16 protein-coding genes are annotated in these 17685 nt (G+C 41.2%); all 16 read right to left on the bottom strand.

All coding sequences use genetic code 11. From position 1 onward, the window contains the following. Positions 1-77: 77 nt before the first annotated feature. The 16 genes from MKX34_RS15575 to MKX34_RS15500 all read right to left on the bottom strand — a co-directional run bounded on the left by MKX34_RS15575 (position 78) and on the right by MKX34_RS15500 (position 17616). On the bottom strand, positions 78-494 hold the full coding sequence (locus tag MKX34_RS15575; RefSeq protein ID WP_036677852.1) for an SRPBCC domain-containing protein: 417 nt from the start codon (positions 492-494) through the stop codon (positions 78-80). A 2-nt stretch (positions 495-496) separates the two neighbouring features. Next, entirely contained in the window at positions 497-817 is a 321-nt protein-coding gene (locus MKX34_RS15570) for a metalloregulator ArsR/SmtB family transcription factor (protein WP_036677853.1), read from the bottom strand. Positions 818-1034: 217 nt separating this feature from the next. Next, positions 1035-2540, bottom strand: a complete 1506-nt coding sequence (locus MKX34_RS15565; protein ID WP_076105687.1) for a family 1 glycosylhydrolase — start codon at positions 2538-2540, stop codon at positions 1035-1037. Between the two features lie 41 nt (positions 2541-2581). Further along, a complete protein-coding gene (gene celB, locus MKX34_RS15560) occupies positions 2582-3895 on the bottom strand; it encodes a PTS cellobiose transporter subunit IIC (RefSeq protein WP_076133308.1) in 1314 nt (437 codons plus the stop codon). Between the two features lie 51 nt (positions 3896-3946). Next, on the bottom strand, positions 3947-4270 hold the full coding sequence (locus tag MKX34_RS15555) for a PTS lactose/cellobiose transporter subunit IIA (protein ID WP_076105685.1): 324 nt from the start codon (positions 4268-4270) through the stop codon (positions 3947-3949). Between the two features lie 41 nt (positions 4271-4311). Then, entirely contained in the window at positions 4312-4629 is a 318-nt protein-coding gene (locus MKX34_RS15550) for a PTS sugar transporter subunit IIB (protein ID WP_076105684.1), read from the bottom strand. Between the two features lie 126 nt (positions 4630-4755). Continuing rightward, positions 4756-6678, bottom strand: a complete 1923-nt coding sequence (locus MKX34_RS15545; RefSeq protein WP_256717623.1) for a BglG family transcription antiterminator — start codon at positions 6676-6678, stop codon at positions 4756-4758. Between the two features lie 219 nt (positions 6679-6897). Next, positions 6898-7788, bottom strand: coding sequence for a hypothetical protein (locus MKX34_RS15540; RefSeq protein ID WP_076144137.1), 891 nt, complete (start codon positions 7786-7788; stop codon positions 6898-6900). Positions 7789-8001: 213 nt separating this feature from the next. Continuing rightward, complete coding sequence (locus MKX34_RS15535; protein WP_076296693.1) at positions 8002-8922, bottom strand: metal ABC transporter substrate-binding protein; 921 nt, start codon at positions 8920-8922, stop codon at positions 8002-8004. Beyond that, positions 8919-9761, bottom strand: coding sequence for a metal ABC transporter permease (locus MKX34_RS15530; protein WP_076099248.1), 843 nt, complete (start codon positions 9759-9761; stop codon positions 8919-8921). Before MKX34_RS15530 ends, MKX34_RS15535 begins: the two co-directional genes overlap by 4 nt. Next, positions 9754-10497 carry a metal ABC transporter ATP-binding protein gene (locus tag MKX34_RS15525; protein ID WP_280513481.1) on the bottom strand — a complete coding sequence of 248 codons (744 nt, stop codon included), beginning with the start codon at positions 10495-10497 and terminating at the stop codon, positions 9754-9756. The genes MKX34_RS15530 and MKX34_RS15525 overlap by 8 nt, the downstream gene beginning before the upstream one ends. A 239-nt stretch (positions 10498-10736) precedes the next feature. Then, positions 10737-12539: an alpha-L-fucosidase gene (locus MKX34_RS15520; protein WP_076296694.1), complete on the bottom strand. Its 1803-nt coding sequence runs from the start codon at positions 12537-12539 to the stop codon at positions 10737-10739. After that, on the bottom strand, positions 12533-13699 hold the full coding sequence (locus MKX34_RS15515) for a glycoside hydrolase family 88 protein (RefSeq protein ID WP_076296695.1): 1167 nt from the start codon (positions 13697-13699) through the stop codon (positions 12533-12535). The genes MKX34_RS15520 and MKX34_RS15515 overlap by 7 nt, the downstream gene beginning before the upstream one ends. Before the next feature lie 47 nt (positions 13700-13746). Then, a complete protein-coding gene (locus tag MKX34_RS15510) occupies positions 13747-14778 on the bottom strand; it encodes a glycoside hydrolase family protein (protein WP_179089293.1) in 1032 nt (343 codons plus the stop codon). A 16-nt stretch (positions 14779-14794) separates the two neighbouring features. Further along, positions 14795-15994, bottom strand: coding sequence for a glucuronate isomerase (locus tag MKX34_RS15505; RefSeq protein WP_076272548.1), 1200 nt, complete (start codon positions 15992-15994; stop codon positions 14795-14797). A gap of 59 nt (positions 15995-16053) precedes the next feature. Beyond that, complete coding sequence (locus MKX34_RS15500) at positions 16054-17616, bottom strand: extracellular solute-binding protein (protein ID WP_076296696.1); 1563 nt, start codon at positions 17614-17616, stop codon at positions 16054-16056. Positions 17617-17685: the final 69 nt, after the last annotated feature.

Raw genomic sequence — 17685 nt, 5'->3', positions numbered from 1 at the left:
CTTCATCTAGTATTGCCATGATATATTCCATTAAAAAGGGCACTTTCCCTGTTCCAGAAAAGCGCCCTATTCTTGAATTACAATTCTGCTAATACCTTTTCGAGCTGACCACCCATATTTGTCCAGGCATATTTAGCACCTTCGATGGCTCCTTGGCGGGCTTTCGTCTCTTCACTAAATCCTGATTGATCTAGATGGAGATTAACCTTCCCCTCTGAATCTTGACTCACAGTCCAAGTAACAGTAGTACTTTCTCCCGCACTATTCCAAGTATAAGATAACGTATGAGGCTCATCCACGACGAGTACTTCGCTATCTACAATTCCATCCCACCATTCATTTGGCTCAGCACGGAATTGAAATTTATGACCAACGACGGGTTTAAAATCATTACTCCAGATCCATTTCGCAAGCGTATCCGAATCCGTTAAAGCATTCCATACCTTCTCGATCGAACTTGTAAATTGAAAATCTAATGATACATCTGGTTTCATAGTTATTCCTCCAATATAAGTTTTAATTTATCAATTCTTTGCTTCCAGAATCCTTCATAAAAAGATACCCAATCTTGAATTTCTTTCAAAGGATTGGCATTCAACCGATACCTCGTCTCTCTGCCAACCTTTCGAACAATTACGAGACCAGCATCTTTAAGTATATTTAAATGCTTCGAAACGGCTGTACGACCCATTTCAAAATGAATCGTTATCTCATACAGAGGTAATTCATCAACATCAGCCAGAATTTGAAGAAGTTTTCGTCTTGTTGGATCCGCAACAGCGTCATAAACATCCCTCACTTGACTATTGTCGCTCACAACCACCCCCACCTTTTCCGTAATATTTCCTGTAATGTCACCGAGTATCCATCAATATTACCTAATAGGACACCATTTGGTGTCTGATTGATTATAAGACACCAAATGGTCACATGTCAACAATCCAGTGAAAAAAAGCATTACCAAAAGCAAGTCCCGCTTAGGACTGCTCCTGATAATGCCTCCAGATGAATCATTTCGTTTTACGATTTAATAATCAATCTAATTGTTCTCCATTAGTAGCGATAACATTTTTGTACCAATAAAATGATTTTTTCTTCGAACGTTTAAACGACCCGTTTCCTTTATCATCCAGATCGACGTGAATAAAGCCATAACGCTTTTTCATTTCACCCGTTCCAGCAGAAACAATGTCTATGCAGCCCCAAGGTGTGTAACCTATCAGATCCACATGATCAATTTCGATAGCGTTTTTTATTTCTTTGATATGATTTTTTAAGTAGTCGATACGTTCATCATCATTGATACTACCATCTTCTTCAACCTTATCTATGTTGCCCATTCCATTTTCAACAATAAACAGAGGTTTTTGATAGCGATCATATAGCTCATTTAATACAAAACGCAGACCTTTTGCATCGATTGGCCAACCCCACGGTGTTGCTTTAAGATACGGGTTAGGCGAACCTTGTTGTCCACCAGTTGTTGTTGTGTTAGGTGAAAAACGATCAAATACAGTTGTACGGTAATAAGAAAACGCTAGAAAATCGGAAGTATACTGCCTTAGGATCTCTTCATCACCAAACTCTGTTTTTAACTCGAAATTATATTCATCAAAAATGGCTTGGGCATAATTTGGATAATAGCCTCGTAAAATTACATCTGAGAAAATTAACGCTTTTCTTCTGAATTCATAGGCCCCAAATACATCATCTGGATGACATGTTGCTGGATAGATCCCTGATAATGCCAACATAGCTCCCATCTTAAAGTCAGGATTAATCGTTCGTGCCAGTTTATTAGCTAAAGCCGAAGCAACCATAAGATGATGGATAGATTGTAATTTGTCACCTGCATCAGCGAGGGGAGTTTCGCCTTGATTAGAATGGGTTCCTTCCTTGATATTATTTGAAGCTAACCCCAAAGTCCAATAGCCTCCAAGCACATTCACTTCATTAATAGTGACCCAATATTTCACTTTGTTTTTCCAACGCACAAATATAGTTTCGGCGAATCTTAAATAGAAATCAATTAGCTTACGGTTGGTCCAGCCACCATACTTATCAGCCAGATTAAGAGGCATATCAAAATGCAATAATGTTACCAGAGGTTCAATGCCGTATTTCAGCAATTCATCTATAACATTGTCATAAAACTCCAGTCCCTTTTCATTAGCTATTTCATCATCACCATTTGGAAAAATTCGCGTCCAAGAAATGGATAATCGATAAACTTTAAATCCCATCTCCGCAAATAAAGCAATATCTTCTTTGTAATGATGGTAGAAATCCGTCGCATTATGACTTGGGTAATAATATCCTTCTTTTAAAATGCCTTTAGCTCCGATTGGTATGCAGGCACCTTGTCCAATTACTCCTTCGCGGCCATCGGGAAATTGATAAAATATTTTGCGCGGAGAATCTTTTGTGCCATCAGTCATCAGATCAGAAACGGCTAATCCTCGACCTCCTTCATTGTAACCACCTTCATATTGATTAGCTGCAGTTGCACCACCCCATAAAAATCCCTGTGGAAATCCCATGCTGTTACCTCCTTCTTTTTACTCAATCTAATTTTTTGCTACTACGCTAAAACGCTTTCAGTTTCATTACTACGATTATCCTGTTCTTCTTTATATTTCTGATTATCTAAAACTTTGAAGAACGGGAAGTAGATAAGAATCGCTACCACGAAATTAACCAGCTGCAAGACAATTCCCGAGATACTTTGCGTTACTAAATATCCTGAAATAAATATCGGCGTTGTTGGAGGTGGCAATGCTCCGATTGGTTTGGCCACGATTCCTAAAGACATGGATAGATATGCGAGCAGAACAGTAACGATTGGAGTGATGAGAAACGGAACTAACATAATCGGATTCAATACAATCGGTAGTCCGAATAGAACGGGTTCATTAATGTTGAATAAGCTTGGTCCAATACCTATTCGTCCTATTTGCTTCATCTGCTTACTTTTGGAGAACAGGAACATTAAAACAACTAGACTTAGCGTGGTACCTGCGCCACCTATCCAGATAAAGAATTTGAATTCTGCAGTAGCGATATTCTCAAGAGGCATGCCTGCAGAGAGTGCAGAGGCATTGGCTGCTGACAGCTGAAGCCAGACGGGCAACATAATGGTGCTGCCGATAATAGAAGAACCGTGCAGACCTACAGCCCACAATAAATTGGCAAGTAAGAAAACAATAATTGTTCCTACTAAGCTTGTCCCAACAGCAGTTAAAGGTTCTTGAAGAAGTTGTGCCACAATTTTGTGAACGCTCTCAAAAGAGGTGAAGTTCTCAACGAGCAAACGAATCGCGACAACGCTCATGACTGCTACAAACCCCGGAATTAGGGCTGTAAAAGATCTCGCAACTGTTGGCGGAACTCCGTCCGGCATTTTGATAACAATATCCTTTTGGACAATCTTGCGGAATATTTCTGTTGTCAAAACGGCAATGATCAATCCTACGAACAATCCTTGGCTAGTGAAATAAACAACATTCACCGCTGTGGTAGTCACATTATCTACCGTAAAGGTTGAATTAGGTGTGATAATAAAGAACGAACATAAGGCTACTATCCCAGACGATAGCGGATCGACTTTATAACTCTCTGCTAATCGGTATGCCACGCCAATAGTAGCAATTAAAGCAATTAGGTTAAATGTGCCACCGTAGGGATACAACAAGGCAGTTTTGATACCTGGATGAGCAGTTAAATAATCTAAATAGGCTGGAATGGGCAGATAAGCTAGTATTAAGAATACTGAACCAATAATTATAAATGGGATAGTCAAGACCATCGCATCACGGAGTGCAGATAAGTGCCTTTGTGCAGCTATTTTCCCCGCAACAGGCATTACCTTTTCTTCTAAGAAGTCCGTTATTTTCATATGTGCTACACTTTCCTTTCTTGAAAGGGGTATTTTGCAGCGTTAATTTATTTATTTCGCACGCTTATATAGTTCAATCATTTCTGTAACAAGCAGAGAAATGGTTTCTACACTCATTAGTTGATCTTCAGCATGAACAAGAATCAGTGAGAATTGAAGTTGTTCTCCATTTGCTTCTCTTTTGATTAATGATTTATGCATTTTATGGCCTTCTCTAAAAAATTGCTTTGATTCTTCTAACTTTTCTTCCGCTCCTTTAAAATCCCCCTCTTTTGCTGCATAAAGGGCCTCCATTACTGAGCTTTTAGCTGCGCCAACGTTGCTTATGATGTTAAATGCTACAGTATAGTATTCCTCTTTCACTTCATCTACCATTACTTACCGCTCCCTTCGTCTCTCTCTATTTGCTTAATTGCTTATTTGCTCTCAATTATCTTTAATGCTTGTTCTAGTACTTTTTCCCCGTTCATCATACCGTAATGCAGCATATCAATCGCTTCAATCGGAATATTTTTACCGACCAGTTTAGCTTCTAATTGTTTTTTCATAAATTTCACTTGAGGACCTAATAGGATGACGTCTACGTTTTTTTCTTGTAACGTAAGTTCAATTTCAGTAACTGGTTTCGCGAAAATATTAGCTTGTATTCCTTTTTCCTCAGCGGTCTTTTGCATTTTAGTTACTAATAAACTTGTACTCATCCCTGCATTACACGCTAACATAATTGTATTCATTATTGTTCTCCCCCTTAAATACTGTTGTATTTACTAACAACCTCAGTTTATCGCTAAACAGCTTTCTTTTTAAGCGAACCTTTTTCCAAAAACAATAGGAAACGTTTGCAGTGTAAAAACGCAGATTCATTTCAGTAACTCTAAGATTTCTTCCGCAGAATCTTTAACAAGAATTTGCTCAACGATCTCTTTATCTTCAATAAGCGAACCAAGTTTCTTATACATGCTATCTAGATCGCCACTATTTCCTTCTTTTATATTTAACAGACATATTAACTGCACCATCTGCTTATCATTCCAACGAATAGGCCGCTTTAACGTACATAACGTCCAAAAGGTTTCTTTCGTTACGGGAGTAGTTGGATGTGGAATGGCCACCAGATTACCAAAGCTTGTTGGAGCCAGTACCTCCCTTTCTAATACTAAAGATTCATAATGGTCGGGAACAAGACCTTGCTTAATCAGCTCACTACTTAAAAAATGAATAACACTTTCCTTTGTTGTTAATTCTTTTTTCACGAATATCCGGTAAGGATCAAGATAAATATGAGCTTCTCCCGGCTGTTCTGAAGAAGATAAGAGATTCCTGATCTGATCCAGATCCGTATCGTCTAGAAAGGTTTTTACTACATGGACAGGTATTCCTATATTTTCCTTGATAGGGATTGTACTGATGACTAAATCAATCGAGGATAGATCGGTTTCTGCTAATTTATAATAGCTAATTGTATTTACAATATGAATCTTGTTTTCGAATAGATTGATTAAACGGTAATAGAGTAATTTTGCACTTCCGACACCTGAGGCACATACAAGAATAACTTTTTTGACCTTTTTATTTTTACTTTTCATTCTTTCTAAAGCAGCACCAATGTGTAAAGCAATAAAAGCCACCTCATGTTCCCCAACTTCTAAATCTAAAAAGTTGTTAATACACTTGCTGGCTATAAGAGCTCCTTCAAAAGCCGCCGGAAAATTTATTTTAATTTCTTTTAACAAAGGATTTCGAATATTCATTTTATACCTGATTCTGTTCATCGCAGGCCTGATATGAAGGGTCAGAGCTTGAATAAATTCAACGTCACCATTAAAATCCCAATTAGATTCGTTTTTTAATCTATTCAGTATACATCTTACAATGGTTCCCACTTCATCCAGCTTACTGTACTCTGACAAACTTTCTTTTGGAAGCAACTTCGTACCCACCAAATGGATAATAACATAGTTGATCTCCGAATCAGGAAACTCTAGTCCGGTAAAGTCTTCTATTTCTTTAACAATTTCTTGGCTCACTATTTTTTCAAAAGGATAATCTTCTTTTAGATGTACTGAAGGATTATCAATTAGAAAGCCCTCTTCAATTCTCTTGCAAGCTATAATTAAATGGATGGCTAGGTTATCTAAAGAAATATCAGATATTTCGATTTTGTAGTTGTTTACTTTATCAACGATTATTTCTTTTACTTTTTTGTATGTATCTTTATCAAATAAACTAGAGCTCACGTGAGTTGGATCGAGTTCTTCTTCTCTTTTGTATAAATAATTGGACAAACATATTCGTTTCATAAATTCATCCCCCTCTATATACAAGCCGTAATGGGGGCGGTTTACTATACTCAGGTTGTAATTTTCTAGTATTTTACGCACTTCTTTTAAATCATTTTGTATTGTGGATTTAGAAACAAACATCTCATCTTCAATCGTCGCTAATTTGATATAGTTATTTTTCAACAAAAAACGGTTCAACAAATAAAAGACCCTATTGTCTTGTTCAGAAAAGTCAATCGTAGTATAACTGATCTTATCACTTGTTAAATCACCAAATTCCTGATGAAATAGATTTATATCAGTAATTTTTGCTGCGAAGCCTTTCCCACGAATCAATTCTATTTTCAGGCCTAATACGGAAGATATATTTTGTAGTTCCTTTAAATCATTACGGATCGTTCGATCGCTAACATTCAGTTCTTTAGAAATCCATGCAGCTGTGACAGGTTGATTAGAATTAATTAAATATAAAAGTATTTCTTTTTGCCTTTTTGAAAACAATTCTATCCCTCTTTCTTATCCAGAGTATGAATATGAGCTAATATTAACTGAAGCATACATTTACATACATTTGCTCATTTTTTATATCGGTTACAATATCACTTCCTAAGAAAATTAGATAGTGTTCTTACAGTACCAAACGAAACAGGCGTCCTCATTTAAGAAGACACCTGTTTGAATTTCAGCTAGGTTATCGAGTCATAGGCAATGATTTTGCGGTTAACTCAACTTCTGCTGTAGTATAATTGCTAGTTCTTCTGCTGAATCCCACACAATAGGACGAATATCCTTAAGCTGTACAAAAAGTTTATCCGCCTCAATACTGTTTACGGTCCATAATACGGGTATGTTTAAACCAAGTGCATATCCCGCTGAGAAATACACCTCTGGGGATTGTCCCGTTAAATCTGCGATAATCAGTTTGCTATCTGCGATTTGTTCCAACTCGTATTTTTCACCACTCTGAGTTTTCGTATGTGTTAATAAGCGCGGAAGAAAACCACACTGCTCTATTTTGGGCAATAACTTCTCCAGCCATGTTGTAGACAAATTCTCTTCATCCGACACGAGCACGAGACAAGGTTTTAGTTTCTTACCTCCAGCGCTTTCCGCAGCTTCATTCCAGCCGGTTTCAGTAAGCTTAAAGGTCATGCCTTCCCTGATCAGAAGCTGATCACTTATCAACTTGTCTATGATATATACCAGCTCTTGCAGATTGGGAGAATACGTCAAGTTATAGCTGCTAGAGAGGGGTTGAATGACAACCGCTTCCCCCGGGCCTTCAGAATGTCTATATAAATATTGCAGTAGACGGTTTCCTTTATCTTCAATGCTCACAGGTATTTTGGGTGAATTTACAATGGACTCTAAATCATCAGCAGATATAGTGACCTTTTCATCACAATCAGTCAGCTCACGTATGTAAGCCGATACTACATGCAGCATATCGCGTTTCTTTTGATGCGGGAGTGAATTAATGGGTTCGTAGCTGTCTCTACGTAGACTATAAAACCCGCCTGGTGAACAAGAACAGCCTATATATCTATCGTTATCGCCTTCTGGTTCAATGGAAACAATCTCATCACAGAACAAACAGTGTTTCTTAATCATGACAACTTTTCACCTCTTATTAAGTGTTAGCCTCTACCTTACCAAGATTTTTTTGAAAAGTAGACAAGAAGATATTTCCTGTAGCAGGTTATCCCAAGGCGTAAACGTAATATTTTGAGGCTCCATAGAAGCATTTATACAATAAAAAACCGACATAGGAATCAGCTGTAAACTGAACCTTCTGTCGGTTGATATAAGCTTTGAGCCAGGCATTTAGGATTGAGATAAACCTTCTATAACTTTATCAATATTCCATTTGATCATCTTAATGTATGTGTCGCCCTCTTCGCCTTTCTTAGCTAAAGAATCGGTGAAAATCTTAGAATGTATCGGTACTCCCGTTTCATTTGCGATAGTTTCCATTGTTTTTGGATTTACGCTAGTTTCCAGAAATAATGCAGGCACTTGATTTTCATCAATGATCTTAATTATGTTTTTCATTTGCTCTGGCGTTCCTTGACTATCCGTATTGATCTCCCAGATAAAAGCCGATTCAAATCCGTAAGCTTTAGAAAAATATTTGAATGCTCCTTCACTGGTAACAAGGATACGTTTCTCTTGTGGAATTTTTTCGACTGCTTCTTTTGCATATTGATCCAATTCATTCAGTTTCTTAACATATTCTGATTGATTATTAAGATAAAATTCTTTGTTGTCGGGATCTTTTTCGATTACACGTTTTGTGATGATATCTACATATTTTATTGAATTCTGTATATCCAGCCAGGCATGAGGATCTACCTGAGTTTCTTTGCCTTTTTCTGTTAGATACATTGGAGATACTTCATCTGAGACTGCAAAAGCAACATCCCTTTTATTAGTCACATCTAGAAGATCTTGAAACCACCCCTTACCTGTTTCTAGGTTCAAACCGTTATAAAACACTAAATCTGCGCTAGAAACCTTACTTGTATCCTTGGGTAATGGATCGTACATATGCGGATCTGTTCCGATGGGTACCATACTGTAAACTTCAGCTTTCTCCCCTACAATGTTTTCGGTCATATCAGCGATAATGGAGTATGTTGCAACAATCTGCAGCTTATCATGGTCTGCATCTCCTTCACTAACCTTTGAGCATGCGGTAAGAAGTACGATAAACATTGTCAAAGAGAGTATTTTTATGGTCTTCATCCTTGTTTCAACCCTTTCCTGAAAAAATTATTTTTTGGTGAGATTATAAATGAAATTCCGAACATACTTACGCCGACCAGAACAATCGTCGCACTTGTAGGTAAATTGAATTTAAAGCTTACAATTACACCTATAATCCCGGATACAGCGCCGATTGTAGAAGCTAGGATAATCATGTGGAACAGCTTATTCGTCCAGAGATAGGATGTAGCAGCCGGAATAACCAGCATTGCAATCACAAGCACAATTCCTACTTGAGATAACGAAGATACGGTAACTACAGATAGGAGCATCATCAATAAATAATGATAGAACCCTGTTTTTAACCCATAGGCTTTGGAAACAACCGGATCAAATGAACTCATTAAAAGCTCTTTATACAGCAATGAAATGATGGCAATAACAACAAGCATAATAATAAAGGATTGCATTAACTCCGACTGTGGGACGGCCAGAATATTACCAAATAGAATGTGAGTTAGATCAAGCCCGCTTTTGGCGAAAGTAATTAGGACAATGCCTAGCGCAAAAAATGAGCTGAGAATAATGCCGATAGAGGTGTCACTTTTAATATTGCTGCGACTTGTAATAAATTGAATGAGAACTGCTGCTAATAGTCCAAATAGTGAAGCTCCAAGAAGAATGTTGATGCCTAGGATATAAGATAACGCCACCCCGGGTAACACCGCATGTGATAACGCATCTCCCATTAATGACATCTTTCTAAGTACAATAAAGCTTCCTAAAACCCCTGATACAATTCCAAGAATGATAGCAGATAATCCCGCGTTAAGTGCATATATTGGAATGTTTAATACCCCTGAGAAATAATCAATCATGATCTGTCGCCCCCATCCCTTTGATCACCAGATTACCTAAGGAGGCACCATAGGCGCTGAGGATATTCTCTGGCGTAAAGGTGTCTTTAACATCACCAAAAGCAATTAATTTCTTATTGAGAATGATGACTTTGTCAAAATATTCTTCGACCTCATGCAAATCGTGATGAACGATGAGTATGGTTTTTCCTTCTTCGCGAAGTTGTTTTAACAGCTTTACAATGATTTTCTCACTGACTAAATCTATGCCTACAAAAGGTTCATCTAAAAAAAATACATTTGCTTGTTGTGCAAGCGCCCTGGCGATAAAAACTCTTTGGAGTTGTCCCCCGGACAGATTGCTAATTTGTTTATTCGCAAGATCACTTATATCCACCATCGCCATACATTCCTCGACTTTTTGCCGCTCTGTTTTTCCGGGACGCTGGAAGATTCGCAAATTTGGGTAAGTTCCAGTCAGCACTGTATCCCTCACCGTGATTGGAAAAGAAAGATCAATGTCATTTTTTTGCGGCACATATGCGATCTTCCGTTTGTACTCTGAAATATCTTTTCCCTCCACCATAACTGATCCTGTTCTCTTCTTTATCACCTCTAACAAAGACTTGATAAATGTAGATTTCCCGGCACCATTTGGTCCGATAATTCCGATTGCATACCCAAAGGGAATATCAATATTTACATTTTCTAGTGCAGAATTACCGAAATAATCTACGTTTAGGTTTCTGATTTCAATCATAAAAAAAACTCCTTATCTCTGTTAAGTTCATATGTAGCACTGTTCTGTTCACCCGGTTAATTTATTTCCTAATAGAAACAATGATTCCTTTGGTTCAATTTGTTTCCCTCGGTAAACATTTATTCTTATATACAATATATTTACCCAAGGGCAATATGTCAACAACAATCCTTAAATCAACAAAAAAAAGAACCCAAGTGATTTGAGTTCTTTTTCATTATTACAATATAAAAATATCATAGTTGCAGTAGTTTTAAACATCTAGGCTGCATCAAATAACCCCCTGTAATAAGCTCTGCCTGCAATTGAATCGTATATTCTCCTGCCGTGGGGAGATACAGTTCACCTACTTGAAAGCTTTGAAAATTATTAACCTCAACGGTAGAAATAACTTTAGCTTGCAAAATTTGATCCGCAGCCTTGATGAGGTAGACTCCGCCACCGCCATTCTCTCCTTCTTCGCTGCGATATGCGATACTAACTTGAAATCTTACCGGACCTAATGTCCGGACATGCCAAACTGTGGTATCCTCTCTATCCTTCCAGTCCAACAAATTATCATGGTCTTTTTTTCCTGTATCGTAACGGAGGGTTGGACCAAAGATCTCGCTTTCAAATACCCCCAATTCTAGTAAGGTATCTTCTCCAAAGTCCAATAATCGGACTGGATTACCTTCTACAGGTTCTGCACAGACAATTGCGATGACCAGCGGCATGTTGTTAGAATTTTCGGCAAAGTTCGGTAAGCTGGGGAGTTCGACTTCCAGATCCTGCTCAGATAGCTTTGTGAAAAACAGCTCCTCCCCTCCATCTAAAGCAAATACCTTTTGAACAGCGGTCTTCAGACCGGGAACGATTAGCTTATTTCTCTTCTTAAGATCGAAAACATGCAGATATAATGTGTTTCCTTTCAAAGTGCATCTACCCCAAGACGGTTTGGCTGTGGGCGATTCTCCAGCACCGTAAATGCTATCCCCATTGGTATTTAACCAATCTCCTACTTCAAGCAAAATGGATTCGGATACTGGATCCCATTCCCCTGTCGCTGTTGGGCCGATATTGATAACCAGATTCCCATTTTTGCTTACAACATCGATGATCTGGCGGATGATAGTTACAGGGGATTTCCAATGGTGATCGGATCTCTTATACCCCCATGAGTCATTTAACGTAATAATATTCTCCCAGTACTTACCAAGGTTACGAGTCGTAAGTTGATTATCAGATGTATTTGAATAATCTCCAAGTGGAGCTTTCCAAACTCTGCTATTGACCAAACAATCTGGCTGAAGTGCATGAACCGCCGCCAAAAACTCTTCTCCTTGCTCACGGGTCAGTTTGCCTCCGCAATCAAACCACATTAAACCAACTTTTCCGTAGTCCGTCAGCAGCTCACGGACTTGAGGGATTGATTTGCTGTGCAAATATCGTTCAAAGCGGGTGTGCTTATCGGTATCATTTAACCAAGTTTGAACGTCATCATAAGCGCCGATATTCAGTGGATAATCCCAGGTATTCCCTTGAGAGTCTGGATCATGCCAATCCATCGCATGGGAGTAGTAAATTCCGAGTACCATTTCTTCCGCACGACATGCCTCCATTAGTTCCCGAAGGGGGTCACGGCCCAATGAGGTGTGCTTACTGATCGAATATTGGGATACACTCGAGTCATACATCGCGAAACCGTCGTGATGTTTAGCTGTAAAGATGATATATTTTAGGCCAGCACGCTTGGCAGTCCGCACCCACTTCATTGCATCAAAAGCTGATGGACTGAACGCTGCGGCCATTTCCTCATATTCAGCAACTGGGATCTTCGCGCGTAGCATAATATGCTCACTGTAAGAAGCTTGTATTTCTTTTCCCTTCCATTCACCCGCAGGCAGGGCATAAGGTCCCCAGTGAATAAACAAGCCGAGCCTGGCTTCCTGCCACCATTCCATACGCCGAGCCTGTTCATTGTCTATCGGAGTTTCGACGGACTGTATACTATACGGATCATCGAGAAGGTTTTCTGTTGTTTTTCCGTTTCTTACCATAACTGAAGAACGGTTCCGCGGAGTTTAGATACAGCCTCGACAAAGAAATAATCGCCATAGATCAGTGGCGTATCAATGTGCACACCCCCTGGGAGATTGGATGTTCCAGAAAGAATCAATCCTTCCTCTTCCGGAATGTCCCAAGTCCCATAATTCTCATAAAGTGAGCGAACGATTTGTTCTGCGGCTCGCAGGTAAAAAGAGGCTTCCGTCTGTGGTACGATCTTTGCCAGCTCGATCAAGCCACATGCCGCACATGCACCAGCAGAGGTATCACGCGGCTTTTCGCCTGCATCAGGTGCCCTGAAATCCCAGTGAGGTACATGATCCTCCGGAAGATTAGCCAAGAAGAAGTGCGCAGCTCTTTTAGCTCCCGATAGAAACTTGTTCTCTCCGGTATAGTGATAAGACAAAGTAAGACCGTAAATCATCCATGCGCTGCCCCGTGCCCAAGCGGATTCTTCCGCATAACCTTGGCCGGACATAGCGCCTATTTTTTCTCCTGATTCCGGGTTGAACTGCAGAATATGATAACTTGATCCATCCGGACGTAAAAAATGCTCCACTACCGTTTCCGCATGCGCAGCGGCGATATGCCGGAAACGCGGATCCTCTGTAACTTCCGATGCCCAGTATAATAAGGGCAGATTCATTACAGTATCAATGATGGACCATCCCGCCCGGTTTATCTTCTCCGTGTCATGCCAGGCTCTGATAAATGACCCTTTCAGGTTAAAGCGGCTGGCCAGTTGAGCGGCAGCCATCAACCCGCGCTGCTTGGAGCGTTCATTACCAGTCACGCGGTAATTGGCCAAAGCTGAGAGTGTCCATATAAAACCGGCATCATGATGTACGGAAAGAGCATAAAGAGGTTCATCCAGTTTCTCTTCAATTTGCTCGGCGATTTCTTGCAGCGCCGGATAATTCCCCTCTGCGGCAATCTGCCACAAAATACCCGGCCAGAACCCTGCTGTCCACCACGATGGACGCATGTTGTCGTATACTCCACTCACGGAAGCATGCGGAAAACTAACGCCAATTCGCTTACTAGTCTTTTCCACTTTATTTACAATTTGTTGCCATGCGCTATCCGCCCATTCCAGAGTTGACTCCGAAATTACCAGTTCGCGAGTTTGTTGAGTTGGTAGTACATCTCCCATTTTAGTACCTCCTGTTAACATTGATGATATTTATGAAATTCAACCTCTTAAAGCGTTGTCCTTAGTGGAATGACCATATTCCAAGTGTGCTTCGCATTTCGGAACCCTCCCGGTCCATCTGCTACCGCAGCGAATAAATGGGTAGGAACCCCTTCCTGAAATAATAGGAACGGCCGTTCAAAGCTGCCCATCCACTGCTCAGTGCCGTCCTCCCAGAGAACCCGTCGGGAATACGATTGAGTTGAATCAACCAGCTGCCAGTCGGTTCCATTCTTAGAAGATGCAAATATCCCACCGTGCTTTTCTCCACACATCCGGCCATCCATATCCTTGGCGATCATTTGGTACCCGTCCGCGGTCCGCCAGATAAATGGATCTTCAATATGAGACCGCTCTGGTGGAAACAGCGGTGCGTTGTTAATTACTTTATATGGCCCTTCGTCCTTAGATGAACCGGCAATGCCAAGCGTCATCTGTCCATAGGAATTGCCTTCGTATTTGCGGGCTTTATATACCAATAGCAAGGAGCCATCTTCGCGGATACAAGGAGCCGGATTGGATGTGAGGAAGCTGTCGAACCTGCCCGGACGTGTAGGCAGAATAGGTGCATCCATCCTTGTCCATGGTCCGAATACACTGTCGGCTACAGCTAGGCCAACACGTTTGTTGGCACGAGCGGCAATCACCCGATAGTCGTCAAGTTCCACTGTTTCATTAGGCTGCGGCTCAGCGAATGGATGAGTTGAGCCCATATAATACAACAGAAACTTATCGCCATAACGAAGGATATGCGGATTATGGGCGCTTCGTCCGTCCCAGTATTCCGCTCCCCTTGCGGGTAGTACGGTTTCTTCGTACGTATAGGGTCCTTCCGCGTTATCGGCAGATGCGCGGACAATTTCTGAGCGAAGTAACCATCCCGGATGCATCGGCAGCCACTTCGGCCAACGGGATGCGAATAAATGAAAACGCCCATCCTCGCCACGCACAGCTGATCCGCACCACACCCACCAGTCCTCCATACGGAATCCTCCGTTCAAAGGAGCAGGCAACATTCGGTCCATTAATGAAAAAGTCATTTTCTCCCTCCATGGCTTATTGCTTAACATCCGTTAGTCTATAACGTTTAGCAGCACTGCCATGCAGCCATTCCGCAGCAATATCCAGCGCCTCATCCCGACTGATCCAGCCTTCCGCTATTTGACTTTCCAAAAAGCGCGCAAGTATTTTTTTAACGATCAGCAGCTTGCCATATGTCCATTCGATACAGCGCGCATCCGAGACAATGAGCGAACACTTGAGCGGGGCGAGTGCCTCCAACCGATACTGCATGCTCTGCAAATAGGTACTGGGTCTGAAGTTATACCACCACATCCCGCCTACATGAACGTTAGGGAAATTCCATGCAGCCTGCACAACATCCAGGTTATTTAATTCCGAAGCCACCACCAGCTCAAACGGAATGGAATACCGTTCGAATAAACCGTACAGTTTAACAATCCGTAGCGAATCGTTAACTGGCGCAGCTGATGTATTACACCATCTGCGTTCGACGCCGAGAAACAGCTGCAAGAACATTCCTCTTGCTTGCAGTTCCGAACAAATATGATGAAAGAGCAGCATCATGATTTCATCCGGTCCAGTTACGTTGCTAAGATTGTAAACATCATGAGCTTTGGCTTCAAAAGCTGGCAACGTAGTCATGATTCCTGGACAGCCCATAGTCTGATAAGACTGCAGCTGCTCGCTAATAAATTTTTTCGCTTGAGCATAAGCAGCCTCCCGGCTGGGATCATAGGAATCTGCAATATTCTTTGCCAGCTCAGGCAGCCAAGAGTCAATTCGAGGAATCAGTAGAGCATTTTCCCTCATGTGTGCAAAGTTGGCATGCTCCGGACGGTTTACAATAAACCGCTGCACATGCAGACGGTCAGCTACGTTCTGCGCCCAGCCGGGATCGTGACTTTGCTGTTTAATCGTTATATCCGCTTTGAACACCGACTCTGAATCTGTGATGGAGATACCGTACAGATCTTTCATGATTGCTGTAAAAGCACGATTCATCATCGTATTACGGGAAGCGTGGTAGGCGCTAACAAAAGAGTCAGCCCGTTTCCCTTTCGAAAGTTGGTCCGCATTCGCCGGATATCCTGCTGACTGAAGCTCTTGGTTCAACCAGAAATAATCGGCTATTTCCCAGAAGTCAGCCGCGTTTAGCTTATCGCCGACGAGATGGGTATGTGTATCGATTACAGGCAGACGCATGATTTCATCACACAATGAAGTTTGACTCATCGTTCTCCCTCCTAACTGGCAGGAAGCCCTTCGAATGAAGAGGCTTCCTGAGAATCTATCTATTTACGACTTTGCTGATTAAAGATTCCCTCATTATTTTTGTAGCGTTCTGTTGCTTCTTTTAAGATTTCTACGCCGCCTTTTTGCTTATATTCCTCGATGACTTTTGGGAAATCGCTAATCGGTTCTTTGCCATAAATCATTTTGACCATATGGTCTATGATCAATTTTGGTGCCTGATCGGGACGTTTGGAGGCAAGATCAGGGAACTTGCTAAAAGACTCCAGATCAGGTACAAATCCAATGCCCCCTAAGCCTTCTTTGCTCAGCGTTTCATCCAATGCTTTCAAGACATCTTTACCACCCGAAAGCAGCTCAGTTCGTTCGCGGTTGATCGTTCCGTCCCCTACCCAGCGCAGCTGTGTGCGGAATTTCTCTTCATCTTGGGCAGCCTTGTTCTCTGGCAGCTTATAATCAACTTTTCCGTCTTTTACCGTGTAATTCTCGCCTTCAATCCCAAAACTATAGAAATTACTTGCTTCCGGGGTCTGCATCCATTCAAACATTTGAATAATCCGGGCAGCCTTTTCTTTACTGACCTTATTGTTGATATACAGTGAGGTATTGACCGAACTATACAAGCCATATCCTTTTTGTCCATTGTCACCGGTTGGCGACGAGATAATATCCACTTTCGCTTCCGGATTGGATGCGGCGATTTGGGTCCGGAAATCCAGTAGATTTTGCGCGTTAGCTGTCCAGATTCCTGCATTGCCTGCAGCAATATTTTCGCCATACTGCGCCGTCTGAATTGTTGCAAAATCCTTTTGAATGAGGCCTTCGTCATACATCGTTTTGTATACGTTCAGTGCTTTTTCCATATTCTCGGAATTATAAAATTTGGGTACGATCTCTCCATTATCCTCTGTAAACTGATAGCCAAGCGCGTCATATGCACCGAATGCGATATCTGCATATTTGAAGTTCTCACGCATCTGATAAGGCGCGCTCACACCGAGTTTCTTAAAAGCGCGTAGCACATTCAAGAAATCTTCAATCGTTACAGGTACCGGGAGACCGGTTTTCTCCAATAAATCTGTTCGGATAAAGGTGGCACGTCGAGACGGATTGCTGAGCCAAGTCGGAATGCCATATATTTTTCCGTCGTAGCTGACTTCATCCCATGCTTCCTGCGGGACAACCTTCATCAAGTTAGGCGCATTCTCCTTCAGCAGATCATCTAGCGGCATAAAAACACCAGCCTGAACCGATCCAGCCATCGATTTATCTGTAGCCCCTCCGACATTTTGAACCACATCCGGAATATCACCGCCTGCGAACATAACAGCCATTTTGGAATCAAAGTCCTTCAAAGGAATTAACTTAATGTCTAAATCGACATTCGCCCGTTTTTCCAACTCCTTGACCCACTTATCGGTGTTAATGTCTTTAGAACTTTCCGTGTAAGCGTTTCCGCTTGTGTTTAACGAAATACTAAATTTAAGCGGTTTTGATTCGCCTGCTGCATCGGCGTTACCGTCCGATGTTTCATTGCTTCCGCATCCTGCGACGAGACTTGAGACAAGCGCCGTGGATAGGATCAGACTAACCCATTTTTTCATCTGGATAATCCCCCTTATTAGTATAAAAAGGTATTTGGTTTACCTGTACCCATCATAAAGCTGTATCAT

The sequence above is a fragment of the Paenibacillus sp. FSL R5-0636 genome, assembly GCF_037974255.1.
In the GTDB taxonomy this organism is placed as follows: Bacteria; Bacillota; Bacilli; order Paenibacillales; family Paenibacillaceae; genus Paenibacillus_AQ; species Paenibacillus_AQ odorifer.
This window is presented reverse-complemented; position numbering and strand designations above follow the sequence as displayed.

Coding starts and splice junctions, on each gene's coding strand:
- MKX34_RS15555 (WP_076105685.1), bottom strand. CDS start 4,270: ATGGTAGATGAAGTGAAAGAGGAATACTATACTGTAGCATTTAACATC.
- MKX34_RS15520 (WP_076296694.1), bottom strand. CDS start 12,539: ATGGTAAGAAACGGAAAAACAACAGAAAACCTTCTCGATGATCCGTAT.
- MKX34_RS15565 (WP_076105687.1), bottom strand. CDS start 2,540: ATGGGATTTCCACAGGGATTTTTATGGGGTGGTGCAACTGCAGCTAAT.
- MKX34_RS15540 (WP_076144137.1), bottom strand. CDS start 7,788: ATGATTAAGAAACACTGTTTGTTCTGTGATGAGATTGTTTCCATTGAA.
- MKX34_RS15505 (WP_076272548.1), bottom strand. CDS start 15,994: ATGAGTCAAACTTCATTGTGTGATGAAATCATGCGTCTGCCTGTAATC.
- MKX34_RS15550 (WP_076105684.1), bottom strand. CDS start 4,629: ATGAATACAATTATGTTAGCGTGTAATGCAGGGATGAGTACAAGTTTA.
- MKX34_RS15575 (WP_036677852.1), bottom strand. CDS start 494: ATGAAACCAGATGTATCATTAGATTTTCAATTTACAAGTTCGATCGAG.
- MKX34_RS15500 (WP_076296696.1), bottom strand. CDS start 17,616: ATGAAAAAATGGGTTAGTCTGATCCTATCCACGGCGCTTGTCTCAAGT.
- MKX34_RS15530 (WP_076099248.1), bottom strand. CDS start 9,761: ATGATTGATTATTTCTCAGGGGTATTAAACATTCCAATATATGCACTT.
- MKX34_RS15510 (WP_179089293.1), bottom strand. CDS start 14,778: ATGACTTTTTCATTAATGGACCGAATGTTGCCTGCTCCTTTGAACGGA.
- MKX34_RS15515 (WP_076296695.1), bottom strand. CDS start 13,699: ATGGGAGATGTACTACCAACTCAACAAACTCGCGAACTGGTAATTTCG.
- MKX34_RS15535 (WP_076296693.1), bottom strand. CDS start 8,922: ATGAAGACCATAAAAATACTCTCTTTGACAATGTTTATCGTACTTCTT.
- celB (WP_076133308.1), bottom strand. CDS start 3,895: ATGAAAATAACGGACTTCTTAGAAGAAAAGGTAATGCCTGTTGCGGGG.